This window comes from Parabacteroides sp. 20_3, assembly GCF_964238835.1.
Lineage (GTDB): Bacteria > Bacteroidota > Bacteroidia > Bacteroidales > Tannerellaceae > Parabacteroides > Parabacteroides distasonis.
This window is the reverse complement of sequence record NZ_CAXSNO010000001.1, coordinates 550241-570609: the sequence shown is the minus strand read 5'-3', so window position 1 is coordinate 570609 and position 20369 is coordinate 550241. Positions and strand designations below refer to the sequence as shown.

The window sequence follows — 20369 nt, the reverse complement described above, 5'->3', positions numbered from 1 at the left end:
CTTAGTAAACAATCGCTGTCAAAAATAAGTTCCATAGTTTTTATCGATTAACACATAGAATTAATCTATCGATGAATTATGGTAGTATCGGATAGTTTAGTTAATTTTGTGCCATACAACCAATAAAAATTTTGCGATATATGAAAAAGAAATGGATTTGCACAGTATGTGGTTATGTACACGAAGGTGATGAGGCTCCTGAGTTCTGCCCTCAATGTAAACAACCGAAAAGCAAATTTAAGGAATTAGTAGAGACAGAAGGTGCGTTGCAGTTCGTTGACGAACATGTACTAGGTGTTGCTAAAGGTGTAGACCCAGTGATTTTGGAAGGTCTGAACGCTCACTTTATGGGAGAATGTACCGAAGTTGGTATGTATTTGGCCATGAGCCGTCAAGCAGACCGTGAGGGTTATCCTGAGGTAGCTGAGGCATTCAAGCGTTACGCTTGGGAAGAGGCTGAGCACGCTGCTAAGTTTGCGGAGCTTCTTGGTGACGTTGTTTGGGATACGAAGACTAACTTGAAAAAGCGTATGGAAGCTGAGGCTGGCGCATGCGAGGACAAGAAACGTATCGCTACATTGGCTAAACAACAGAATTTGGACGCGATCCATGATACCGTACATGAGATGTGCAAAGACGAGGCACGTCATGGCAAAGGATTTGAAGGTTTATATAATCGTTATTTCAAGTAATTTAGAGGTATTAGTTATATGTTTTAAAGAGGGGCGTTCTGTGAAGAATGCCCTTTTTTGTATTTGATAAAGTAATTTTAGCCTTTCAAGAGAATAACGATACTATATTTTATGTACTTTTGTACACGTCAACCACAAGGAAAGATGCCGGAGTGGTCGAACGGGCCGCACTCGAAATGCGGTGAGCGGGTAACCGCTCCCTGGGTTCGAATCCCAGTCTCTCCGCTGAACGTGCTGGACAGAAATGGTCAGCAAACGGACAAAAAGCTACAAATCAATGATTTGTGGCTTTTTTTATTGCCCGAAAGTCCTGCTTCCAAGACTTCAAAAGTACGGTAAAAGACAAAGTTTCGTTACTAAATCGTTACCTATTCCCCGCCGGACAAAAACGGTAACGAATTGTCCATAAATGACCTGATAATGACTATATTAGTCCATAGTCTGCATAACTCGAAAACGAGAGGTAAAAACTAATTTTGCAACTAAAAATTTTGAGTTATGAAATCGACATTCAAGGTTCTTTTTTATTTGAAGAAAGGTTCTGAAAAGAAAAACGGCGAGGTTATGATTATGGCACGCATCACCATAGACGGCAAACTTTGCCAGTTCAGTACGAAACAGAGCATCCAGCCCGACAACTGGAGCATTGCTGCGGGCAAAGCCAAAGGTAGGGATGCCGGGAGGATAAACGCCCTTTTGGACGACATACGTTCTTCCCTGAATACCATTTACCACGAAATGCAGCGGCGTGACAACTACGTGACCGCCGAGAAAGTGAAAAACGAGTTTTTAGGTCATAGCGAGAGCCACGAAACAATCCTTTCATTGTTCCAAAAGCACAATGACGATGTGAAGCAGCTTGTGGGCATATCCAAGACGATAGCGACCTACCGCAAGTATGAAGTGACCCGCCGCCACCTCGCTGAATTTATCCAAAGCAAGTACAACGTATCGGACATATCCATAAAGGAGATAAGCCCGATGTTCATTACCGATTTTGAGTTGTATTTGCGTACCGCCTGCAAGTGCGGTTACAACACCACCGCCAAGTTCATGCAGTTCTTCAAGCGCATCATCATCATTGCCCGCAACAACGGCATACTGGTGGGTGACCCGTTCGCCAGCTACAAAATCAGGCTGGAAAAAGTGGATAGGGGCTACTTGACGGAGGACGAGATAAAAATCATCCTTAAAAAGAAAATGGTTTCCGAACGGCTGGAACACGTCAGGGACTTGTTCGTCTTTTCCTGTTTCTGCGGTTTGGCTTACAGCGATGTCGCCAACTTGCGGCAGGAGAATATTCAAAAGTCCTTTGACGGTAACCTTTGGATAATCACCAAGCGGCAAAAGACGAATACGGACGTGAATGTTCCCCTGCTGGATATTCCCAAGATGATTTTGAAGAAGTACAAGGGCAAGTTACCGAATGGCAAGATACTTCCCGTAATCAGCAATCAGAAGCTAAACGCCTACTTGAAAGAGATTGCCGATGTATGCGGTATTAAAAAGAACTTGACATTTCACCTTGCCCGGCACACGTTCGCCACGACTACCACGCTGTCAAAGGGCGTACCTATTGAAACGGTGTCAAAGATGTTAGGACACACCAACATCGAAACGACCCAAATTTACGCCCGCATCACTAACAGCAAGATAGGTAGTGATATGCAGGGGCTTGACAAGAAGTTTGTCGGCATCGAGAAGATTTACAAGGAAGTCGCTATGTAATCTTGATTGTTGGGAACTGGTCACAATTTGTGACCAGTCCTTACTATTATTCCAACATTGCTAAATTTCCTAAAATATACGATTATGGATTTGCAGATTATCCAAAACAAGATTTTTGAGGTCAGAGGTTGCCGGGTGATGCTCGATTATCATTTGGCAGAACTCTACCAAGTGGAAACACGAGCCTTGAAGCAGGCGGTCAAGCGCAATATCGAGCGTTTTCCGGGTGATTTTATGTTTGTACTCACCCAAGAGGAAGCTAACTTGCTGTTATCCATAGGGGTATCACAAAATGTGATACCCCCTGATTACAACTTCGGCGTTGCTATGCCTATGGCTTTCACCGAGCAGGGCGTAGCCATGCTTTCTTCGGTTCTCCGCTCCAAAGTAGCCATAGAAGTAAACATTTCAATCATGCGGGCTTTTGTCCTCATGCGCCAAATGGCAATCGGTTACGAGGAACTGTCAAGGCGCATCGAGGAACTGGAGGTAAGCACCGATGCGCAGTTCAACGAACTGTACCAAGCCCTTACCCAGCTTCTAAGCCAGTCGAAACAACAGAAAGAACGCCGTCCGGTAGGTTTCGTTACCTATAACCGTGACAAAAACGAATAGGTAACGATTTCGGTAACGAAATTCCGCCTAACAAACTATATCCCAATGAAGTACATTCTTCCACCTTGCGGGCAGTCCACCGACTACCCGCATTTTTTATATCCTTTTCCAACTGGCACATTCCCCGAAACGCCAGCCGTGCGTGGCATGGCTGACTGTATTTCGTGAAAAGAGCCGTTGGAAACCCGCACAAGCGTACCGCAAGGTAAACTTGCCATACCCTTGCCTTTCCCGCCCGCATGGAGTGTTCCCTAAAAGATGAAAGAGAACAGGCACTTTTCCCGGTTTCCCTATCTGTAAATCTTCCTCTTACGCAGTCCCCCAGCCGGGACAGTCGTTTTAATCATTTCAATAGGCAAAGGTAGTTACGTGTTCTTCACGATTTTGCAAGGTCGAGCCGTTCCGGTTTGGCGAAAAAATCTTCCCTGCCTTGCGAGGTATTTTTTGCCCAAAACCTTGCAAACTCTAAACACTACCCTTTTACGCCTATGTGAAACGAAAACGACCGACCCGACCGGAAGACGCATAAAAAAAAAGTCGGATTTACGGGAAACAGGAAAAAAGTTCAGTGAAACTTCAACTCCCTCACTTCTCAAATCCGCATAAAATTAAAAACTTAAAAAATTACAGCAATATGGAAGCAAAGGTATTATCGGAAGCAAAAGTTTATGTAGGCACTTATGCCAAGTACAACAACGGTTCATTGTCCGGCGCATGGCTCGACCTTTCGGACTATTCGGACAAGGAAGAATTTTATGAAGCCTGCCGGGAACTTCACAAGGACGAGGAAGATGCGGAATACATGTTTCAGGACTGGGAGAACGTGCCGGAGGGCTTAATCGACGAAAGCTGGATTTCTGAAAACTTCTTTGCCCTGCGTGATGCGGTGGAGGATTTGAGCGACACCGAGCAGGAAGCCTTTTTCGTGTGGTGCAACTATAAAAGCCATGATTTGGGCGAGGAAGATGCGGACGACCTTGTACGGGATTTCCGGGATGAATATCAAGGGGAATATGACGATGAAGAAGATTTCGCCTATGAAATTATAGAAGAATGTTACGACCTGCCGGAGTTCGCAAAGACCTATTTCGATTACAAACAGTTCGCCCGTGACCTGTTCATGTGCGATTACTGGTTTGATGACGGCTTTGTGTTCCGGGCGGCATAACAACCAATCCGGGCGGGGTGTCAAAGCCCTGCCCGCTAAAAACAACCAAGTTTATAACCATAAAAAAATAAGACATCATGCAGTCACTTAACAAAAACGGGGTAAGCATCACCCAGACACCGGGAGAAGAAAAGTTCGTGAAATGCCATTTAGGGGCTTTCAGGGGACAGATTTATTTTCAATATGACTACCGCCACACGGACGGCGAACTTTTCAGCACGGTAGCCAAAACGCTGGACGAGTGCCGCCGCAGGCGTGACGGGTGGATAGCAAAGAAGAACGGAGTAATAAACAAGTAAATTTTGGGGGCATGAAAACGACAGAAGTAAACAAGGAGCTTATCGGCAGGCGTTGCGAGTGCATTTTTACGGGCTTAATGGTAACGGGCGTTATCGAGGACACAGAAGAAAACGAACACACCATAGAGGTAAAAGTCCGTTTCGACCACCCGCACCAATGGGGCGATGATTTGTATAATGATGTGTGGGCGTGGGGGCGCAAAATTGACGATTTCGGCACGCTGCACCATTTGCAACTGCTGGCAGATAAGCCGGACTTTCAGATAATGACGGTAGTTTTCGGCGAGCCAATCAGCCGGATAGACCGCAGTGTTTTTGAAGATGTGGACACGTGGGGCGTCTGTTCCCTGCAAGGCTGGGTAAACAGCCACGAGAGTGTCCGGTTTGTAGCCATAAACGACCATACGGCAATTATCACGGGCGAATACAACATGGAACAGGTAAAGGTGTGGTTAGAGAAATACACGTCCATAAGGAGCCTTAAAACCAGTTGATAGAGAACGGCGGCTGTTTGCCGCCGCTACTTTCTTTCGTGAGTGCCGGGAAATAAAGTAGCAAAGAAACCCGCCTATATTCCCCAAAAATTATTAGCAACCAATGCCTTCTGACTAGCTGTTGGTTAGCCAATAATACTTTCTGTCTCTCTATACTGTTTGTATATATTCAATACCTGGCAATTTCATAAAACAACTATAATTTTTTTCAAAAATGCCCCTATTTGTGAGTTGTTTATGACTTGCCGTAAAAAAAACTTGCTTTTTAGCCCGAGTAACTGCTACATAAAATACACTTAATTCCTCAAAGAATGATTTTTCTATATCTTTAGTCATCACAAAATTACAGTCATTTCCATTTTTACATCTACCGCATAATCCATACCAGTTAGGAAATGAATCTTTTTCCATATCAGGAAGTATTACATAATCCCATTCTAAACCTTTTGCTGCATGTACCGTAGAGATTATTATAGACGTATTTAAGAATTCCATATATTGTTTTATACCATTATGTTCAAAGGTATCTTTAATCAGATTAATTTTATCTTCATTAGATAAAAACGAATAATCGACAAAAAGCTGAACCCAAAAAATTTCGAGTAATTCTAAAAGAGCTTTAACAAGTACGGAATCATTGTTAATATATATTTCTCGTATTTTATCAATATGTTTTTTCCCTATCTTTTTAGTAATCTTTGAATTTGATTTTAGTAATTCAATAAATTCATACAGACATTTTCTGTTGAATGTTATATATTCAGAGTCTTCATCTGTAAATAATCCATAAAAGAATGGTATCTTATTGTGATTGAAAGTTTTTATAATATGCTCAATATTAGGTCCTCTTTGCTTTGCAAGTATGGCAACTTTAGCAAAGGAATCGTTTTGTAATATTTTTTGTGACTTAATTACAACTTGTAAAGCTTCTTCTTCTTGGTTATCATAGATATTAAATTCCACCTTGGATTTTAAGCTATTAGGGTTATCAAAAGGAGTAATAGCATTTTGCCGTATTATTTTATCCAATTGAAGCATATTCTCATTGGATGCAAAACGATAATTCTTCTCCAATGAAATAAGTTGTAAATTGAATGTATTTTGTGCATGTGAAAGTAAATTGGGTACGGCTCCTATAAATCCATAAATTCGCTGTAAAGAATCTCCTAATAGCAATATATTTGTTTTATCTGTAATTAAGAAATTCAATAGCCAATAACTTAGTAGATTGGTATCTTGAAATTCATCTACGAGAATTGATGTATAATAATTTCGGTAAAATTCTAATATTCCAATTTGTTCTTTAAACAATTTAATTGTTAAAGTAATAATTGCATTATATGGAATGGCATTCTTTATTAATAGTTTGGAGATGACAATAGAATTATATTTATCAATATTTTCTTTTAAATACTTTCCTTTTATGTTTTTAACTCCGGCGTTGAATTCTGACAAAACATTCGCTTCATCTATTGAAATATTATTAAATACTCGCATTATACTATCACTTCGACTATCATCAACGGATTGTAGAGTATCTAAATTCGACAATGCAGGATGTAGTCTATGACCGTATTTTTTTAAAATGCTTCGACAGAAACCATGATAATTAGATACATATATTTTTTCTTTAATATTAATTTGCTTGCCTAAATCCTGCAATAGTTCTGGAATATTCTTACTTACATCTTTTTTAATTTTATATGCAGCATTTACGCTAAAAGTTAATGCTAAAAGTTTTTTTGGAACAGGTAGCTTGCCGATAGATATTAAATAGGCTATCCGGCTTACCATTGTATGTGTTTTACCATAGCCAGCAGGTGCTTCAACTAATAATCGTTTGTTAGGAGAAAAAATAATTTCTAATTGTTTTTCATCCCCTTGGTGTTTGTTCTCAATCCGAGATTTTATAATTTCTATTTCGTTTTGATACATCAGCATAAACTTTTAGCTTGTTCAATTAGATTGACATATATTTGAGGGATTTCGCTTTTAGATAGTTTCATTCCTATTAAAAGTCCCAATGGTTGAGACTTATTGATTCCAAACCATGTAGAATAATAGGCTTTTAGGTTTGTGATATTTGTTTTGTCTATATCTGATAATTTGAGGTCTGTACTGATAGGTGCTGTTAAATAGCCATATTTTTTATATGCTCGTTTATTTAATGCTTGTGCATTCAGAATTCGTTCTTGTTTTTCCGAATCATATTCACAAAGTATATCGCATAATACTTCCTCTCTTCCTATATCAATCAATTTCATTAATTCAGCCTCAAAATCCCGTTCTGTTGTTTTCCATAAATTAGGAATACTTGTTGGGGTATTATCTCCATCACTATCTCTAATCCCAATACAAGGTATACCAAATTTTTCTGCTAACTGTATCAGTTGTAGAACGGAATCTCCACCTGCTTGAATAACACATATCCCGCAATCATCTAAATCTATATCACATTTTTTTGCAAACAAGGGAAAACTTCCATATTCAGAATCCCCTTCGACAAAAATAGCACAGCGAGCAAAGAATGCTTCTTTGATAAAAGGAAAATGAAGTAAAAGATGTTTTTCAAGTTGTTCGCCGAGAGATAGATTTGTTCCTGAAACTATTTTAGTGCTTGTTCCTTCTTTATAAAGTCGAATAATCTGCTTAAAATCATTAAGAATAATACTTGGTGAATGTGTTGCGATGATGATTTGACCATCTAATTTATCAATTCCAAATAATTCTTTTATTAATAACTTTAAGTCAGAATCTTCATTATTGATAACTTTATTGAGATATTTAATAAGAGAACGTTGCATATAAGGATGTAAATGTATCTCTGGCTCGTCAAGTCCTAATACAACAGAAATAGACCTTTCTCCTGTATCCTCATTAACAAATACCCCTGTTTCTCCACGTTGGTCGGAAATTGTTTGAAGTTTATTCAAAATAGATAAAGTAACTAGTAATAAAAATTGAATTCCATATCCACATTTTGACAATGCCCCTCCTCTGGCATCTTGTAAAGAGATTAACTTTGGGAATAACAATGAAACATCCCCCTCCAAAACAGCTTTAATTGCGTGGTCTTTAAAAGATTTTATTTTTTCTAATTTAGTATTTACATTAGTTAATAAATCATTTGTAAATTCAATATCAACTAAATTATTAGTATTTATATCTGTATTCGATACGTAATCCTTAATCATTCTTGATAAAAAACGCCCTACGCCTTTACTGCTGTCAAAATTAATTTCAGAAATGGGATTTCTCAAGGAATCATAGTATATAAAGTTTAAGCATTTAATAAGGGTTGGAGATATGTATGTTTCTGTTTCTAAATGATAAAATTCCATATTATCATCAGGTGATACTTGTTTACAGATAATATTGATATAGGTGTAATCATCTATATCAAACAAGTCTTCAAAATGCCCTATTTCATCATTTGTGAGTTTTATTCGTATATTAACTGTTATAGGTAAATTTGCATCATTAAAATCATCATAAACAAATCCTCTTCGTGTGAAAATGATATTTAACAGGTTTAATATATTTGATTTTCCTAAATTATTTTCTCCAACAATAAAATTGCACGATTCGTCAAATGTAATTGTTGCAGAATTTAAGTTTCGATAATTTTCAACGGAAATATCCTTTATTCTCATAATGTGCAGTTATTTTTTTATAAGTTATTTACAAGGAACAAAGGTAATCACAAAATAAACACCCAGCAATAAAACACTGGGTGTTTATCAACATACTAATTCCAAAAGATTTATTCTTCCTCGCTGCTGTCATTGTTAAACGAGAACGAAAGTTGTTGCATCTGCCCGAAGCTGTCGATAATATAAATGTCAATCGTCTGCTGGTCTGTCGATGCCGAGGTGTAGTAGAGCCTGAATGTTTCTTTCTCCAACGGGTAAAGGTCATTGAGCAAAAGCACCGTGCCGTTATCCATTTCCAGCTTTCCTTTGCCGTCCGGCTGGAAATACCGTATCTGATAGGCAGTCGGCTGGTAATAGCCGCCACGCACCAGTCGGCAGCGTATTTCGGCGGTTTCCCCGACTTTCAGCCTTTTGGGTACTGGCAGTGTTTCGATGCTGAACGGGTACGCCTGCTGAATATCCAAGTTGTCATTACAGGCGGTGACAAGCACGAGGGCGGCCACGATGTAGCAGCCCATGATGATTTTATACATTACATTCTTCATATACATTATTATATAGCGGTCAGTTGATAATGAATTTCAGTCCCAAAGATACCTGCGTGTGGAACTTGCCTATGTCCGAGCCGAACAACGCCCGTTCCCTTGCGTTCAACAGCAGAGCCACCCGGTCGGTCAGGTAGGTTTCCAGTTCCAGCGTCAGCGCACCGCCGTAAATGAAGCAGTCCTTATCCAGCAAGGTAGAGCCGTCCGGCAGCAGCTTTTCGCTTCGGTTGCTTGTTTCGTACCCGGCGAGAGCCGACAAGCCCAATGAAAGGAAAAAGGTCTTTCGTCTGTCCGATAGGAATTTCAGGTAATAGCCGCCCTCTGCGGTGAACTGTTCTACGGGTATCTGCATATCCTTGTAGTCATACTTCTTGTGCAGGTATTCGCCGCCAATCACCCAGCGGTTGGCGTTCTTGGTGTAAACGCTGTACGCCGCCCCGATATGGTAGGCGAAATCACTGCCAGCGTTCCAATGCACCCCGTCCGTCATGCCCGCCGTGACCTGCAAGCCTTTCATGCCCGGCAGGTATCTTTGTGCGTGTGCCTGAAACGAGGTCAGGCACAGCGCAAAGAGCATCATTATAAAGATGTGTCTTTTCATTCCCTATTTGATTTTTAGTTCGTCAATCACTTCTGCGTTCACGATGTCGGCGTTTTCCACCCGTATGGTCTGATGCCGCCCGCCGTTCTTCTCGTAGAGTTCCACGACCAGCAGCTTGTCGTCAGGAATGGTAAACTTCGGCAGGGCGTACACCGTGCGCACGGTCGATTTCCCGGCAATCTCTATCACCTCGTTGTAGCTGCGTACCGCATCCAGTACCGTTTCCTGAATAGCCGTGCGTTTGGGCACTTTTTTATCGGTTATCTTAAACCTGATGAAGTCCGTGTCGAAAGGCACGTTGGAACTGTTCTTTGTCTGCGTGTGCACGTAGAGCATCCCGTTATAGGTGTAAATCCCCTTGATTAAGAACTGTATGCCGAAACGCTTGCTACCCAAGTGGCGCACTTTCCGGTCATTGTTCTTGTAGATGCTCTGCATTATCAGCTTCACTAATAGCGGGCTTTCACCCGCCAGTTCCCGGAAATGGATGTTCATCCGGGTATGTGAGAAGTCGGACGTATCTTCATTCTCCAAGAAGTCCTTCATCTCGATGTTGAGCATTTCCGGTTCACGGGCGTACTTGGCGTTGAACGAAAAGAAACTGCCGTCCTCGCAGATAACGGAGAAGTTCGTTTCTCCCGGAAAGCCCTCTGTCGTGGCTTTCACCCTGATTACGTTCTCCGCACCGTCCGCCTTGCCCGCTATGATGTGGTTGCTTCCCAAATCGACATAGCGGACGGCGGCGGGGAAGATGATATGCACCGTCTTGGCAAAGGTCACTTCCACGCCGTAGGGCGTAACCATTTGGCGGTACGGGAGTTTCCGGGTAATCCCCCGGTACAAGTCGTTGCCAGCCGCATACTTCACGGTGTCAGCGGTTTGTGCGTTTGCCGCACACACGCCCAGCAAGAGGGCGAACAATCCAAAAATCTGTTTCATTGCTAATTGAAATTTTAACGGTTGATAAAATGGTTATTGTTGTTTGGCATACAGCATGACTTTATAGCCTGCTTTCAGCTTCACTTTCACGGTTCGGAACTTCTTGGCGAGGTAGCCGGACGTTCCTTGCAGCAATCCCCTTGTCACGTCCATAGCCACCTGCTGCCCGGCACTTTGGGCAAAGGAAATGCTTGTACCCAGCCCGCTTCCGATATTCGCCATAGCTTCGTTGAACGCTTCCTGCTCCATAGAGGACGGGACGGAAAGCCCCTTTTGCCCGTCCGTGTCGAACACGGCGAGTTCCACCGGGATGATGTTGCCAGCGTACTCAATCGAGGACACCAGTATGTCGAGCCGTTCGCCCTGCACCTTTGCCGTTCCCGCCACAAGGGTATTCTTCGGCACAACGATATTTCCCGCCTGCATGGGTTCGAGCAACCGGAGTTTCACCGCCTGCCCGTCCACCAGCGTTTGGTCTTGGTGTATGCAGGCGGCTACCGTGTTCTTTCCCATAGCGTACCCCGTGCCTACCGCCGTGTTGAAGCCGTAGTTTCGTGGCTGGCTGTAAGCCCGGATGAAGTCGGCATCGCTCATGGGCTGCTGCAATCCCGAAACGGTCGTTTCCCGGATAGCCTGCACCGGAATAGCCGGAGTGCCGATACCGCCGCCGTTCTGCCCGGCTGTCGGTATTTGGGCAATCTGTCCCCTTTGTCCGTCCTGCCCGTTCATATACTTTGCCGCCAGCTCGTAGGACTTTTCCAAGAGTGCCATTTGGTCGTCAGCCGTAGGCGTGGCGTTCTGCTGCTGTTTCAGTCGGTCGGTCAGTTCCGCCACCTGCCGTTTCAATTCCTCTTTTTCCTCGTCCACAGGGGGCGTTTCGTAGAACGTGCTTAACTGGCGGTTGATGTCCCGGTAAGCCGCCCTTGAAGAAGCACCGCCGCCCCTTTGTGGCTTCGGATCTTCTTCCGGCAGCAGGTTGATTTCCTCTTGTGGTTCTTCCGTATCATCATCCAGCGTGAAACCGAAGTCCTGCAAGGATTGTATCTTGTCCTGCTGTTTGCGGCTTGTCACCGCCTGCTCGTAAGCCTTTTGCTTGTCGGCTATAATCCCGTCCTCTGCGGGCAGGGGTATGTCGGCATTGAAGCCGCCCACGCTTTCCACATTCACGTCCTCTTTGCCGGAGGGTGCGAATATCAGGTACATGCACCCTGCAAAGGCAAGGAACATCAGCGGGAAGACTATCATTTTCCTGCGCTGCTGCACCTGCTGCGGGGTAAGTTCCCGTTTGGGCTTATTTTCCTTTTTCGGCTTCCCGTCCGCCTGCTGTGCGGTCGTGCCGTTCTCATTCTTCTGTACGTCTTCCATATTGCGGTCTGTTTAACGGGTTGATACTTTTGGTTGTGTCATTGCCGTGCAACGGCAGTTGTCTGATGTGTTCTATTTGCAGCCTTTGCCCGTCCCGTTTCCCGATATTGTAGATTGATGAAACGGTGATGTAGATAGACAAGCCGCCGAAAAAGAAGAACATCAGGAGGATAACCGCCAGCCTTTTGCCCGGCGTAATCCGTCCGCACATTCGGCGCAGGCGGTCGTCTGCCCAGTCCTGCACCTTTTCGATGTAATTTCGTTTTCTTTCCATAAGGCTATCTTTTAATGGTCTGCAAATCCTTGTTCTCGGTAATGGTGAACGCTTCGATGATGAAGCCGTGCGGGTTGTTGTCGCTCCGTGTTGCGTTAAGCAACCGGCACGAGGTGACAAGGCTTCGCACCGTCAGGCTGCTTTCCCGGACAATCAACTGGCGGGCATACGTGTTCACCTTGTAGGGGTACTGGTCGAAGTCGCACTTCACGCTGTCAATCTCCACCGTCTGCGTGACGTTTCCGGAAATCACCCGGTTGTAGTAGCCCTTTTCCGCCAAGTCCTTGTAATAGTTGAAAGCGGTCTTGTCGGCGAGAAACAACGAGCGTTTGATGTTGCTTTCGATAGCCCCCTTTTCGGGTGATAAGGTGAAGAAAAGTTCGTGGAAACGCCGCACGTGCGACTTCGCTTCCACGGGTCTGTTCTGTGCCATGTCCTGCGAGAGTGCCAGCATCAGGCTTTTGCCGTTGTCGAGGACGTATATCTTCTGCCGCTGCTTCTCGGCGAAGCTGTACGAGTTCCACACGGCAAAGCCCGTCACCAGTGCGCACAGGCAGATGAATACCAGCGCAAAGAGCCGGATTTGCCGGAAACTCGTTTCGATGTTCGTTAATGACTTAAATTCCATATACTAAATATTGATGTTGGTTATTTGAGTAGTTTCCCGGTTACTTTCCCGCTTGCCGCACCGACCGCAGCCCCGGCGATTGACCCAGCTCGTGCCACGTTGCGGTTATAGGCAGACGTACCGCCAGCCGACACTATCCAGCTTGCCACCGTTGGAATGGTGAAGTAGCCCACGATGCCGATAATCATAAAGATTATATACAAGGTGCTGCTCCCGTCCGGGATGAAATCCGGGTCTGAAAGCTGCTCGATGTCTTTTTGGAGCATCAGGGTTTGTATGCGTGCCAGCACGCTGCTGAACAAGTCCGACACGGGCAGCCACAGGTAAATGGAGATATAGCGTGAAATCCACCGGGTCAGCGTGCTTTGGAAACCGTCATAGACGGAAATCGCAAACGCCAGCGGACCCAGTATGCTTAACACGATTAGGAAGAACGTGCGCAGCGTGTCTATAATCAGCCCCGCCGCCTGAAAGAGCATTTCCAATAACTCCCTGAACCAGTCCCGGACGGACTTCTTTATATTATAAGCCGTCCTGTCCATGTACATGCCCGTCATGGTCACCATGTCGGAGGGCGACCAGCCCAGTTCTTCCAGTTGTCGGTCAAATTCCTCGTCCGATGCGAGGTAAGCCGTTTCGGGGCTTCGCATCAGGGCTTCATATTCCAGTCGGTCTTTCTGCGCCCGGTACTCGTTCATGTCGAAAGTCTGCGTTTCCATAAGCTGGTTGCACCCTTTCACCACTGGCGACAATACCGTGTTGATAGTCCCCAGTACGAAAGTTGGAAAAAACATGATGCACAGCCCCAGCGCAAAGGGACGCAGGAGCGGGTACACGTCTATGGGTTCGGCACGTGCGAGCGACTGCCACACTTTGGCGGCTACATAGAACAAAGCTCCCAGCCCGGCTATCCCTTTGGCTACCCCCGTCATGTTGCTGCACAAGGGCATCATTTCATCGTACAGCACCCGCAACACTTGGTGCAGGTTGTCAAAATCCACCGCTGCTAATAACATAGGCATACCGATTTATATGTTACCAGTAGCGTTCATCCGCCGAGCCGTAGAGAGCCAGCACCCGGTCGGTGTCGTTCTTCTTCTTCGCCCGCAGGTAGGACACGGATATGTTCTTTCGGGTGTAGTAGTTCACGAGGTTGCGGTAGTTGAGCAGGCTTTTATAGGCGTTGTTGATTACCGCCAGTCTTTCGGCATCCGTCAGCGACATGCCCGTCACGTTCACTACATTCTTCAAGTCCTGCAACACGTCCGCACTTTCGGAGAGCAGCTTTGCGTACCCGGCTGAAATGGCGGTGAGTTCATCCGGCGTGTAGTTCGGGTCTGCCAGCATGTTCTGATAGTTTCGCACGTAGATTTCGGATATTTCCGCCACCAACTCAATGGACTTCTTCACCTTGATGCCGCCCTTGACAACATCGTGTACCGCTTTGAGCGCATCGTAATATTTTTTACCCTGCTGGAAAATCTTCTGCGCTTCCATGAAGCCGTCCAGCGTGTTCTTGGCAGTGGTGGAAGTCTGCACTATCTGCTTGGTGGTGTTGATGATGCCCTGCGCCAAGTTGCCGGGGTCTGACACCACCCACTGTGCGGATGCCTTGCCGATGAAGCAAAGGCACACCGCCATAAGGAGAATTGTTCTTTTCATTATCTTTTGTTTTCAGGGTTTGTAACTCGTTTGTATTCGCCGCCGGGCATGAGCGTTATCCGGTCGGTCTTTTTGTCATAGGTGAACTGTATGCGGAAGCCCGTTTCGATGAACAGGCAGCCGTTCCGTTCTGTTACCGGGTAAGCCGTTTCCAGTATTCTGCCCCTGACATTCGCTTTCCGGGTGACGGTGTATCTGCCGCCCGTTTCCGAGAGTGTGAAAGCCGGGTGTCCCCTGACGTGTACCCAATAGCCCTGCATCCTTTCCAGCTCCTTGCTTCCGCTGTCCTCGCAGCCCGCCAGCAGGCAGGCGGACAATAGCGTGTATATCAGATTGTCAATCCATTTCATGTTCCTAATTTTTAAGTTGTTGATGATTGGGGATTTCTTTTGCTTTCTGCAAGCCGCTTGATAGCCAGTTCAAGGTTGCCGTCCAGCTTCTCGGCAAGAGCGAACAGTTCCATTTTTTCGCTTTCCTCAGTCGTGTACGTGTAATATTCTTCCAATGAAACTTCCGTGGCGTACACCGCCGATTGTGTGCCGCCCAGCGAGAAGAAAACTTCCTTGTACTTCCGTCCGGGGTGGTTCGCCATGTTGATAGACAATATCTGCGAACGCTCCTTGTCGGTCAGTCCCAAGAGGTTCTGTATGCTGTCGAACTTGTTCAGGTATTTTCGCTGGTCTAACAATATTTTGCAGTCCGAGTTATTGATGATACTTTCTTTCACGATAGGGGAAGAAATAATATCCTCTACCTCTTGCGTGACTACAATCGCTTCCCCGAAATACTTTCGGACAGTCTTGTGTAGGCTAAGCACCCGGCGCCTTACCGTATTTCTACGGCAGGTTTCCAAGAACTCGCCCCCGAACCGGACTTACACCTCTCGGCGTATCCGGCTCTCCACTAATTTTTTTTCAGTCTAAACTTTTCCCAGATGCCGCAGCCTGTGGCAACTCGGACACAACGCAATGGTCTTGCGTTTTCGGGCTGACATGAGCCGTTTCCAACTCTCTTTCCCTTTCAGGTCTTTGAGGTTGCGGACATGGTGCATAATCAGCTTGCCCGTTGCCCCACACAATTCGCATTTTTCCGCTTTGAGCCTGTCCGTCAAATTGGTTCGGCTCACGTCTGCAATAGAGTACGGTTCGATGTCGCAGCTTCCGTTGAACGCCGTTGTCCGGCGTTTGAAACTTGTCTTGTAAAAGGTTCGGGACTTGATTACCCCTTGCTGCTCGTACTTTACGGTGAACAGTTTGTTGAGACGGTACTTTTTGTTGATTTTTCGTACCGTGCTCCTATATTTGCCCGCAAATGTTTTATACATGCTGTACTCCATGATATATCTGAAGTTGTGCAGTACGACGCAGTTGTTGGCGATCAGGTAATAGTTGCAAAATCCCACTGTTTCCCGATTGTATCGGTCGAGGATTTCAAGATCGTCGTTGAATATCAATCCTGAACGGCATTTGGGTTTCCAAATCTCTTTCCCGTTGCGGAGCTTGATTTCCATAGCTCCGTATTCCAGAAGTTTGTCCCGCAGCGTTGCCATGCTGACATTCAGCCGGACACGCTTGCCGTAGGTGCGTCGCAGACGTCCTTGCACATCCCGTCGTTGATGATTGTTCCGTGTTACCGTAATCTCATATCCGAGAAATTTCGCCGATTTACCCGTATGGGTTATCAGCGTCTTTTCTTCGGACAGTTCGAGGGCGAGGCTTTCGGATAGGAATGATTTAATATCCTCCTTTATCCGCAGTGCATCCTCTTTGCTGCCGATTACACCCAGAATAAAATCGTCGGCGTAACGGATGTATTTGAGCCTGCGGTAACTTCCGTCCATTTCATCTCCGCTTGGAAATGCTGCACGTTCCTGTTCGATGGCTTTGAGTCTTGCGACCAAAGCCGCCTTCTCAGTCCCGTCTTTTACCTTTTTCAGTTTCCGCACAGTCCGTTTTCGTTCATTGGCCAAATCGTTGCTCTCTTTGCCCGGCCTGCGTTTGGTTCCCATGTCGAAATGTCGGATATACTCTTTCACGTACTTGTCTAATTTATCGAGGTATATATTCGCCAGAATCGGGCTGACGATACCTCCCTGCGGCATTCCGCTGTAAGTGTTGTGAAACGTCCAATCCTCGACGTATCCCGCTTTCAGGAATTTCCGTATCAGACGGATAAAACGGTCATCTGAAATGCGCTCCCGCAGGATTCCGACAAGTACATCATGGTCAATGTTGTCGAAGAACCCTTTGATGTCGCCCTCGATAAACCATTTCGCCCCGCTGAACGTCTTTTGAATATGAAGTAATGCTGTGTGACAGCTCCGTTTAGGTCGGAAACCGTGCGAGGTGGTCTCAAAATGTCCCTCGTAAATGGCTTCCAGAATCATGCGGACTACCTCCTGCACCAGCTTGTCTTCAAAAGCCGGTATTCCCAGAGGGCGCGTTTTCCCGTTTTTCTTCGGGATATGCACCCTCCGCGACGGGTGAGGCTGATAACTTTCGTCTTTCAACGAGGCTATCAGCGTTTCGATCCGGGCAAGGCTCATCTCGTCGATACTGCGACCGTCGGAGCCTTTGGTCGTACTGCCTCCGTTCGATGCGATCTTTTGGTAGGCAACATAGAACAACTCTTCGTTGAACAGAATCCGGTAAAGGCGTTCGAACTTGTAGCTCGAATCCTTACTGTGTTCGTTCAGACTGTTTAATACTCTTTCCGGACTTCTCATAATGTCTCTCACATTATCCATTAAATTGTATTAAAGAAAATTAGCTGCCTCCCTTCGCCATGTGCAGGGCGTTACCCTGCCCGGACTACTACGGAGGCTCCGTTACCGTGCCGGATATTCAGAGGTCTGCACCTCATAGCCTTACGGCGTTCCGGTTTAGGTAATCCCCGTTTACTTACTTAGTAACTGTTGGCATGATGGATTGTCGGATGCGATTTCCGTCCTTTACCATTTATCATGGTTGCTCTGCGGCAAGTTCTTGCTTGCGTCCGTACCTATACACCGGAGCAGTACCGCAGTATGACGATTTCAGTTACCTTACGTCATAGCCTTCAAGTAGAGCAGCTCGGACTGTCGTTCAAACAATTCGGTTTTCATCCTCATATCCATCGTTTCACCTTGCCGTTCAGTGGCAGTCTGGTAACTGACTGACTTACGACGTTCCCGACATGCTACACTCCCCGTCCGGTTTCCCTTTCGGATAAGTCGGGTGATGATAGGTTTTTCAAAGAACACTTACCTAATCCCTTGCCAGTGGGATATTTACTAAGCAGCTTGTACGGGCGCACACAAATATTTTATGTAGTCCGCCATGTTCGCCGATGCAATCGCTTTCCACGCTTCTTCAATTAGTATTAACTTCCTTATCCCCTTTAACTTGCGCATTTTGTTTATAAAGGCTTCCATGATGATGATAGTCGTTACCGGGAATAAAATCTTGTGGTCTTTGATATTGTCCAATTCAAAGACAATGAAGCGTTTATGCAGCAAATCCAGCTCCTTGTCGGAGTTCAGCAGGTAGTCGTACTCACCGCCACGATAGTACGGTTCAAGCACGTTCAGGAAATTGTCAATGTCAAAATCCTTTTCCCTGACGTTCTTCTGTTCAAGCTGTCGGCGGTAATCATCCCGGACAAACTCGTAGAACGTGTTGAAGCAGGGCGTTACCGAACGGTCTTTGCCTATCAGTTCGATATAGGCACTCACGGCGTTTGACAACGCCACTTCTTCCGACCGTTTGGGGGCTTCATCATCCCGCTTCCACAGGGTGAGTATCAGGGTCTTGATGCTCTCTTTTTTCTCGATGTCAAATACCCCGTCCTCGACATAGAACGGGTTGAACGCTATCGGGTTCTCGTTGGTGTAGGTGAAATAAATCCCGTCCTCGCCGTGCGTGCGGTTGTGGATAAGCTGGGACAGCCCCAAGTAACTGTTACCCGTATCGACCAGCAGCACGTGCGCACCCTGCTCGTAACACTGGCGCACCATGTGGTTGGTGAAGAAGGACTTACCCGACCCGCTCGGCCCAAGTATGAACTTGTTTCTGTTGGTCGTGATGCCTTTCTTCATGGGCAAATCCGATATGTCGATGTGCAGCGGGCGACCGCTTACCCTGTCCACCATTTTGATGCCGAACGGCGAAAGCGAACTCTTGTAGTTCGTTTCTTCCACGAACAGGCAGAGAGCCTGCCCCAAGAACGTGTAGAAACTTTCCTCTGCGGGGAAGTCGGCTTCGTTGCCGGGTATGCCCGCCCAAAAGAGCGTGGGCGTATCGACCGTGTTGTGGCGTGGCTTGCACTCCATTAGCGCAAGTTGGCTTCCCACATCGTTGCGTATGCGTTTGAGTTCGTCCCTATCGTCACTCCATGCCATGACGTTACAGTGGCAGCGTACCGAGATAAGCCCCTTGCTGTGCGCTTCGTTCAGGTACTCGTCTATCCACTCCTTGTTCACTTGGTTGGCACGGGAGTAACGGGAGAGCGATTGCATGTTCCGGGCGGTCTGCTCGAAGTTCTTCAGGTTTTCGGCGTGGTCGTCTATGAAGATGAACTGGTTATAGACGTGGTTACACGACAACAGCACGCCCACCGGGGCGGCAAAACTTAACCTGCAATCGCTTCTGTCTGTGGACAGCTTCTCAAATCGGCAGTCCGTCCCGACCTTTCCGGGCAAATCTTCCACGTCCGAAAGCGTGTGCAGGCACAGTATATCGTCCCCGACCCGCATTTCTTCCGGGTACAGCCCGATGTCTTTCAGGCAAGTAGTGTCGGTTTGCGAGAGCGAGAAGTATTTCTCGATGATGCCCGCCTTTCCGTCCTGCCCGGTGATTTCCGATGCCGCCAGCCGGGTAAGGGTGACAAAACCGCTGTCGTTCATAATCCTTTCAAACTGCCCGACCGCTTCGATAAACTTTGCCGCCGCTTCCTTGTCGGCTATCTCCTGCGGTACAATCCTGCCCCGGCAGAGGGTGGAGAAGTCGCTCTGTCGGCGGCTTCTCTCCCTTGTCGTCTTTGTCAGGAACAGGTAGCAGTAATGGTTCAGGAACGGGCGTTCATTGAAGTGCCGTTCAAAGGAGCGGCTTAAAAAACTAAGCTCGTCCCTTTCCGTGTCGGGCTGGTAGTTCTCCTTGATGAAGAAGTCCTGCTTGTGTACTATGGAGTAGTCGGGCAGCACCTTGATTGCCTTATACCATGCCGAATGTATGGCTTCGTACTCGGCACTGGTGACGGTGAACAGTTCGGGCAGTTCCACCCTGAAAGCCACCGTTATGTCCGCATCCTTTGAAATGATGCAACCGTTCTCCACCGCCAAAAGTGGAAATTTCCTTTCCAGCGTGGTAGCCTTTAACATATTCCTCATGTTCTTTCTTCCTTTCTTCTTTTGTAGTTGAACAGCCGGGGTATCGCCTTTCGGCTAATAATGAAGCGTGGGTGTCTTTTGCGTGCGGCAGCTTTCATCAGCCCGTGCGTGCCGTACTTGGCATTGAGCCGGAACGTCTGCCACACGAGCAGCAGCGAAGCCGACACGATGAAACCGATACATAGCCACTGGTTCACGCCTGCCATGAACAGGACGATGAACACCACGAAGACGGCGAGCAAGCCGCCGCAAAAGATAAAGAGGTACTGGCTTTTCAGCCCCTTGAACTCCACTGGCTTCCCGATACCCCTGTTTACCGGATATTCAGACATTGCCGCCTT

20 protein-coding genes, 1 tRNA gene and 2 pseudogenes are annotated in these 20369 nt (G+C 46.2%); 8 read left to right on the top strand and 15 right to left on the bottom strand.

Annotation, left to right across the window (positions count from 1 at the left end; genetic code table 11):
* Positions 1 to 140: 140 nt before the first annotated feature.
* The 7 genes from ACESPU_RS02460 (at position 141) to ACESPU_RS02430 (ending at position 4996) form a co-directional block, all read left to right on the top strand.
* Positions 141 to 692 (top strand): NADH peroxidase, encoded by a 552-nt coding sequence (locus ACESPU_RS02460; protein ID WP_005856013.1) that lies wholly within the window; start codon positions 141 to 143, stop codon positions 690 to 692.
* Between the two features lie 138 nt (positions 693 to 830).
* Positions 831 to 917, top strand: a tRNA-Ser gene (locus tag ACESPU_RS02455).
* Between the two features lie 273 nt (positions 918 to 1190).
* The gene (locus ACESPU_RS02450; protein WP_373133112.1) at positions 1191 to 2420 is read left to right on the top strand and encodes a site-specific integrase; all 1230 of its coding nucleotides are present in this window, start codon (positions 1191 to 1193) and stop codon (positions 2418 to 2420) included.
* An 84-nt stretch (positions 2421 to 2504) separates the two neighbouring features.
* Entirely contained in the window at positions 2505 to 3035 is a 531-nt protein-coding gene (locus ACESPU_RS02445; protein ID WP_005924231.1) for an ORF6N domain-containing protein, read from the top strand.
* 634 nt (positions 3036 to 3669) lie between these two features.
* The gene (locus ACESPU_RS02440; RefSeq protein ID WP_244051154.1) at positions 3670 to 4203 is read left to right on the top strand and encodes an antirestriction protein ArdA; all 534 of its coding nucleotides are present in this window, start codon (positions 3670 to 3672) and stop codon (positions 4201 to 4203) included.
* Positions 4204 to 4280: 77 nt separating this feature from the next.
* Entirely contained in the window at positions 4281 to 4502 is a 222-nt protein-coding gene (locus ACESPU_RS02435; RefSeq protein ID WP_014298459.1) for a DUF3873 domain-containing protein, read from the top strand.
* Positions 4503 to 4513: 11 nt separating this feature from the next.
* Positions 4514 to 4996: a hypothetical protein gene (locus ACESPU_RS02430; RefSeq protein ID WP_055295776.1), complete on the top strand. Its 483-nt coding sequence runs from the start codon at positions 4514 to 4516 to the stop codon at positions 4994 to 4996.
* Positions 4997 to 5146: 150 nt separating this feature from the next.
* On the opposite strand, the gene ACESPU_RS02425 is transcribed toward ACESPU_RS02430, so the two are convergent.
* The 13 genes and pseudogenes from ACESPU_RS02425 to ACESPU_RS02365 all read right to left on the bottom strand — a co-directional run bounded on the left by ACESPU_RS02425 (position 5147) and on the right by ACESPU_RS02365 (position 17388).
* A complete protein-coding gene (locus ACESPU_RS02425) occupies positions 5147 to 6931 on the bottom strand; it encodes a UvrD-helicase domain-containing protein (RefSeq protein ID WP_165859730.1) in 1785 nt (594 codons plus the stop codon).
* Positions 6931 to 8649: an ATP-dependent endonuclease gene (locus tag ACESPU_RS02420; protein ID WP_014298462.1), complete on the bottom strand. Its 1719-nt coding sequence runs from the start codon at positions 8647 to 8649 to the stop codon at positions 6931 to 6933. The genes ACESPU_RS02425 and ACESPU_RS02420 overlap by 1 nt, the downstream gene beginning before the upstream one ends.
* A 110-nt stretch (positions 8650 to 8759) precedes the next feature.
* Complete coding sequence (locus tag ACESPU_RS02415) at positions 8760 to 9200, bottom strand: DUF3872 domain-containing protein (protein WP_055295781.1); 441 nt, start codon at positions 9198 to 9200, stop codon at positions 8760 to 8762.
* 13 nt (positions 9201 to 9213) lie between these two features.
* Positions 9214 to 9795, bottom strand: a complete 582-nt coding sequence (locus ACESPU_RS02410) for a conjugal transfer protein TraO (RefSeq protein WP_007845747.1) — start codon at positions 9793 to 9795, stop codon at positions 9214 to 9216.
* A gap of 3 nt (positions 9796 to 9798) precedes the next feature.
* Complete coding sequence (gene traN / locus ACESPU_RS02405) at positions 9799 to 10734, bottom strand: conjugative transposon protein TraN (protein WP_007845745.1); 936 nt, start codon at positions 10732 to 10734, stop codon at positions 9799 to 9801.
* Positions 10735 to 10767: 33 nt separating this feature from the next.
* Positions 10768 to 12099 (bottom strand): conjugative transposon protein TraM, encoded by a 1332-nt coding sequence (gene traM / locus ACESPU_RS02400; protein WP_055295785.1) that lies wholly within the window; start codon positions 12097 to 12099, stop codon positions 10768 to 10770.
* Positions 12077 to 12373 carry a TraL conjugative transposon family protein gene (locus ACESPU_RS02395; RefSeq protein WP_055295787.1) on the bottom strand — a complete coding sequence of 99 codons (297 nt, stop codon included), beginning with the start codon at positions 12371 to 12373 and terminating at the stop codon, positions 12077 to 12079. The genes traM and ACESPU_RS02395 overlap by 23 nt, the downstream gene beginning before the upstream one ends.
* A gap of 4 nt (positions 12374 to 12377) precedes the next feature.
* A complete protein-coding gene (traK, locus tag ACESPU_RS02390; RefSeq protein ID WP_004308760.1) occupies positions 12378 to 13001 on the bottom strand; it encodes a conjugative transposon protein TraK in 624 nt (207 codons plus the stop codon).
* Between the two features lie 20 nt (positions 13002 to 13021).
* The gene (gene traJ, locus ACESPU_RS02385; RefSeq protein ID WP_146376321.1) at positions 13022 to 14017 is read right to left on the bottom strand and encodes a conjugative transposon protein TraJ; all 996 of its coding nucleotides are present in this window, start codon (positions 14015 to 14017) and stop codon (positions 13022 to 13024) included.
* Between the two features lie 19 nt (positions 14018 to 14036).
* Positions 14037 to 14663 carry a DUF4141 domain-containing protein gene (locus ACESPU_RS02380; protein WP_008648479.1) on the bottom strand — a complete coding sequence of 209 codons (627 nt, stop codon included), beginning with the start codon at positions 14661 to 14663 and terminating at the stop codon, positions 14037 to 14039.
* Positions 14663 to 15013: a DUF3876 domain-containing protein gene (locus ACESPU_RS02375; protein ID WP_004326111.1), complete on the bottom strand. Its 351-nt coding sequence runs from the start codon at positions 15011 to 15013 to the stop codon at positions 14663 to 14665. The genes ACESPU_RS02380 and ACESPU_RS02375 overlap by 1 nt, the downstream gene beginning before the upstream one ends.
* 11 nt (positions 15014 to 15024) lie before the next feature.
* Positions 15025 to 15471, bottom strand: a pseudogene (locus ACESPU_RS02370) (conjugal transfer protein TraG); the annotation flags it as partial.
* 111 nt (positions 15472 to 15582) lie between these two features.
* Positions 15583 to 17388 (bottom strand): reverse transcriptase domain-containing protein, encoded by a 1806-nt coding sequence (locus ACESPU_RS02365; RefSeq protein ID WP_055293671.1) that lies wholly within the window; start codon positions 17386 to 17388, stop codon positions 15583 to 15585.
* Positions 17389 to 17625: 237 nt separating this feature from the next.
* Between ACESPU_RS02365 and ACESPU_RS02360 the strand changes: the two genes are divergently transcribed.
* Complete coding sequence (locus ACESPU_RS02360; protein WP_147348194.1) at positions 17626 to 17820, top strand: hypothetical protein; 195 nt, start codon at positions 17626 to 17628, stop codon at positions 17818 to 17820.
* Positions 17821 to 17943: 123 nt separating this feature from the next.
* Here ACESPU_RS02360 and ACESPU_RS02355 read toward each other — a convergent pair.
* Positions 17944 to 20028 (bottom strand): annotated as a pseudogene (locus ACESPU_RS02355) (TraG family conjugative transposon ATPase); the annotation flags it as partial.
* Positions 20025 to 20360, bottom strand: coding sequence for a DUF4133 domain-containing protein (locus ACESPU_RS02350; protein ID WP_007845738.1), 336 nt, complete (start codon positions 20358 to 20360; stop codon positions 20025 to 20027). The pseudogene ACESPU_RS02355 and the gene ACESPU_RS02350, both read right to left, overlap by 4 nt.
* Between the last annotated feature and the right edge of the window lie 9 nt (positions 20361 to 20369).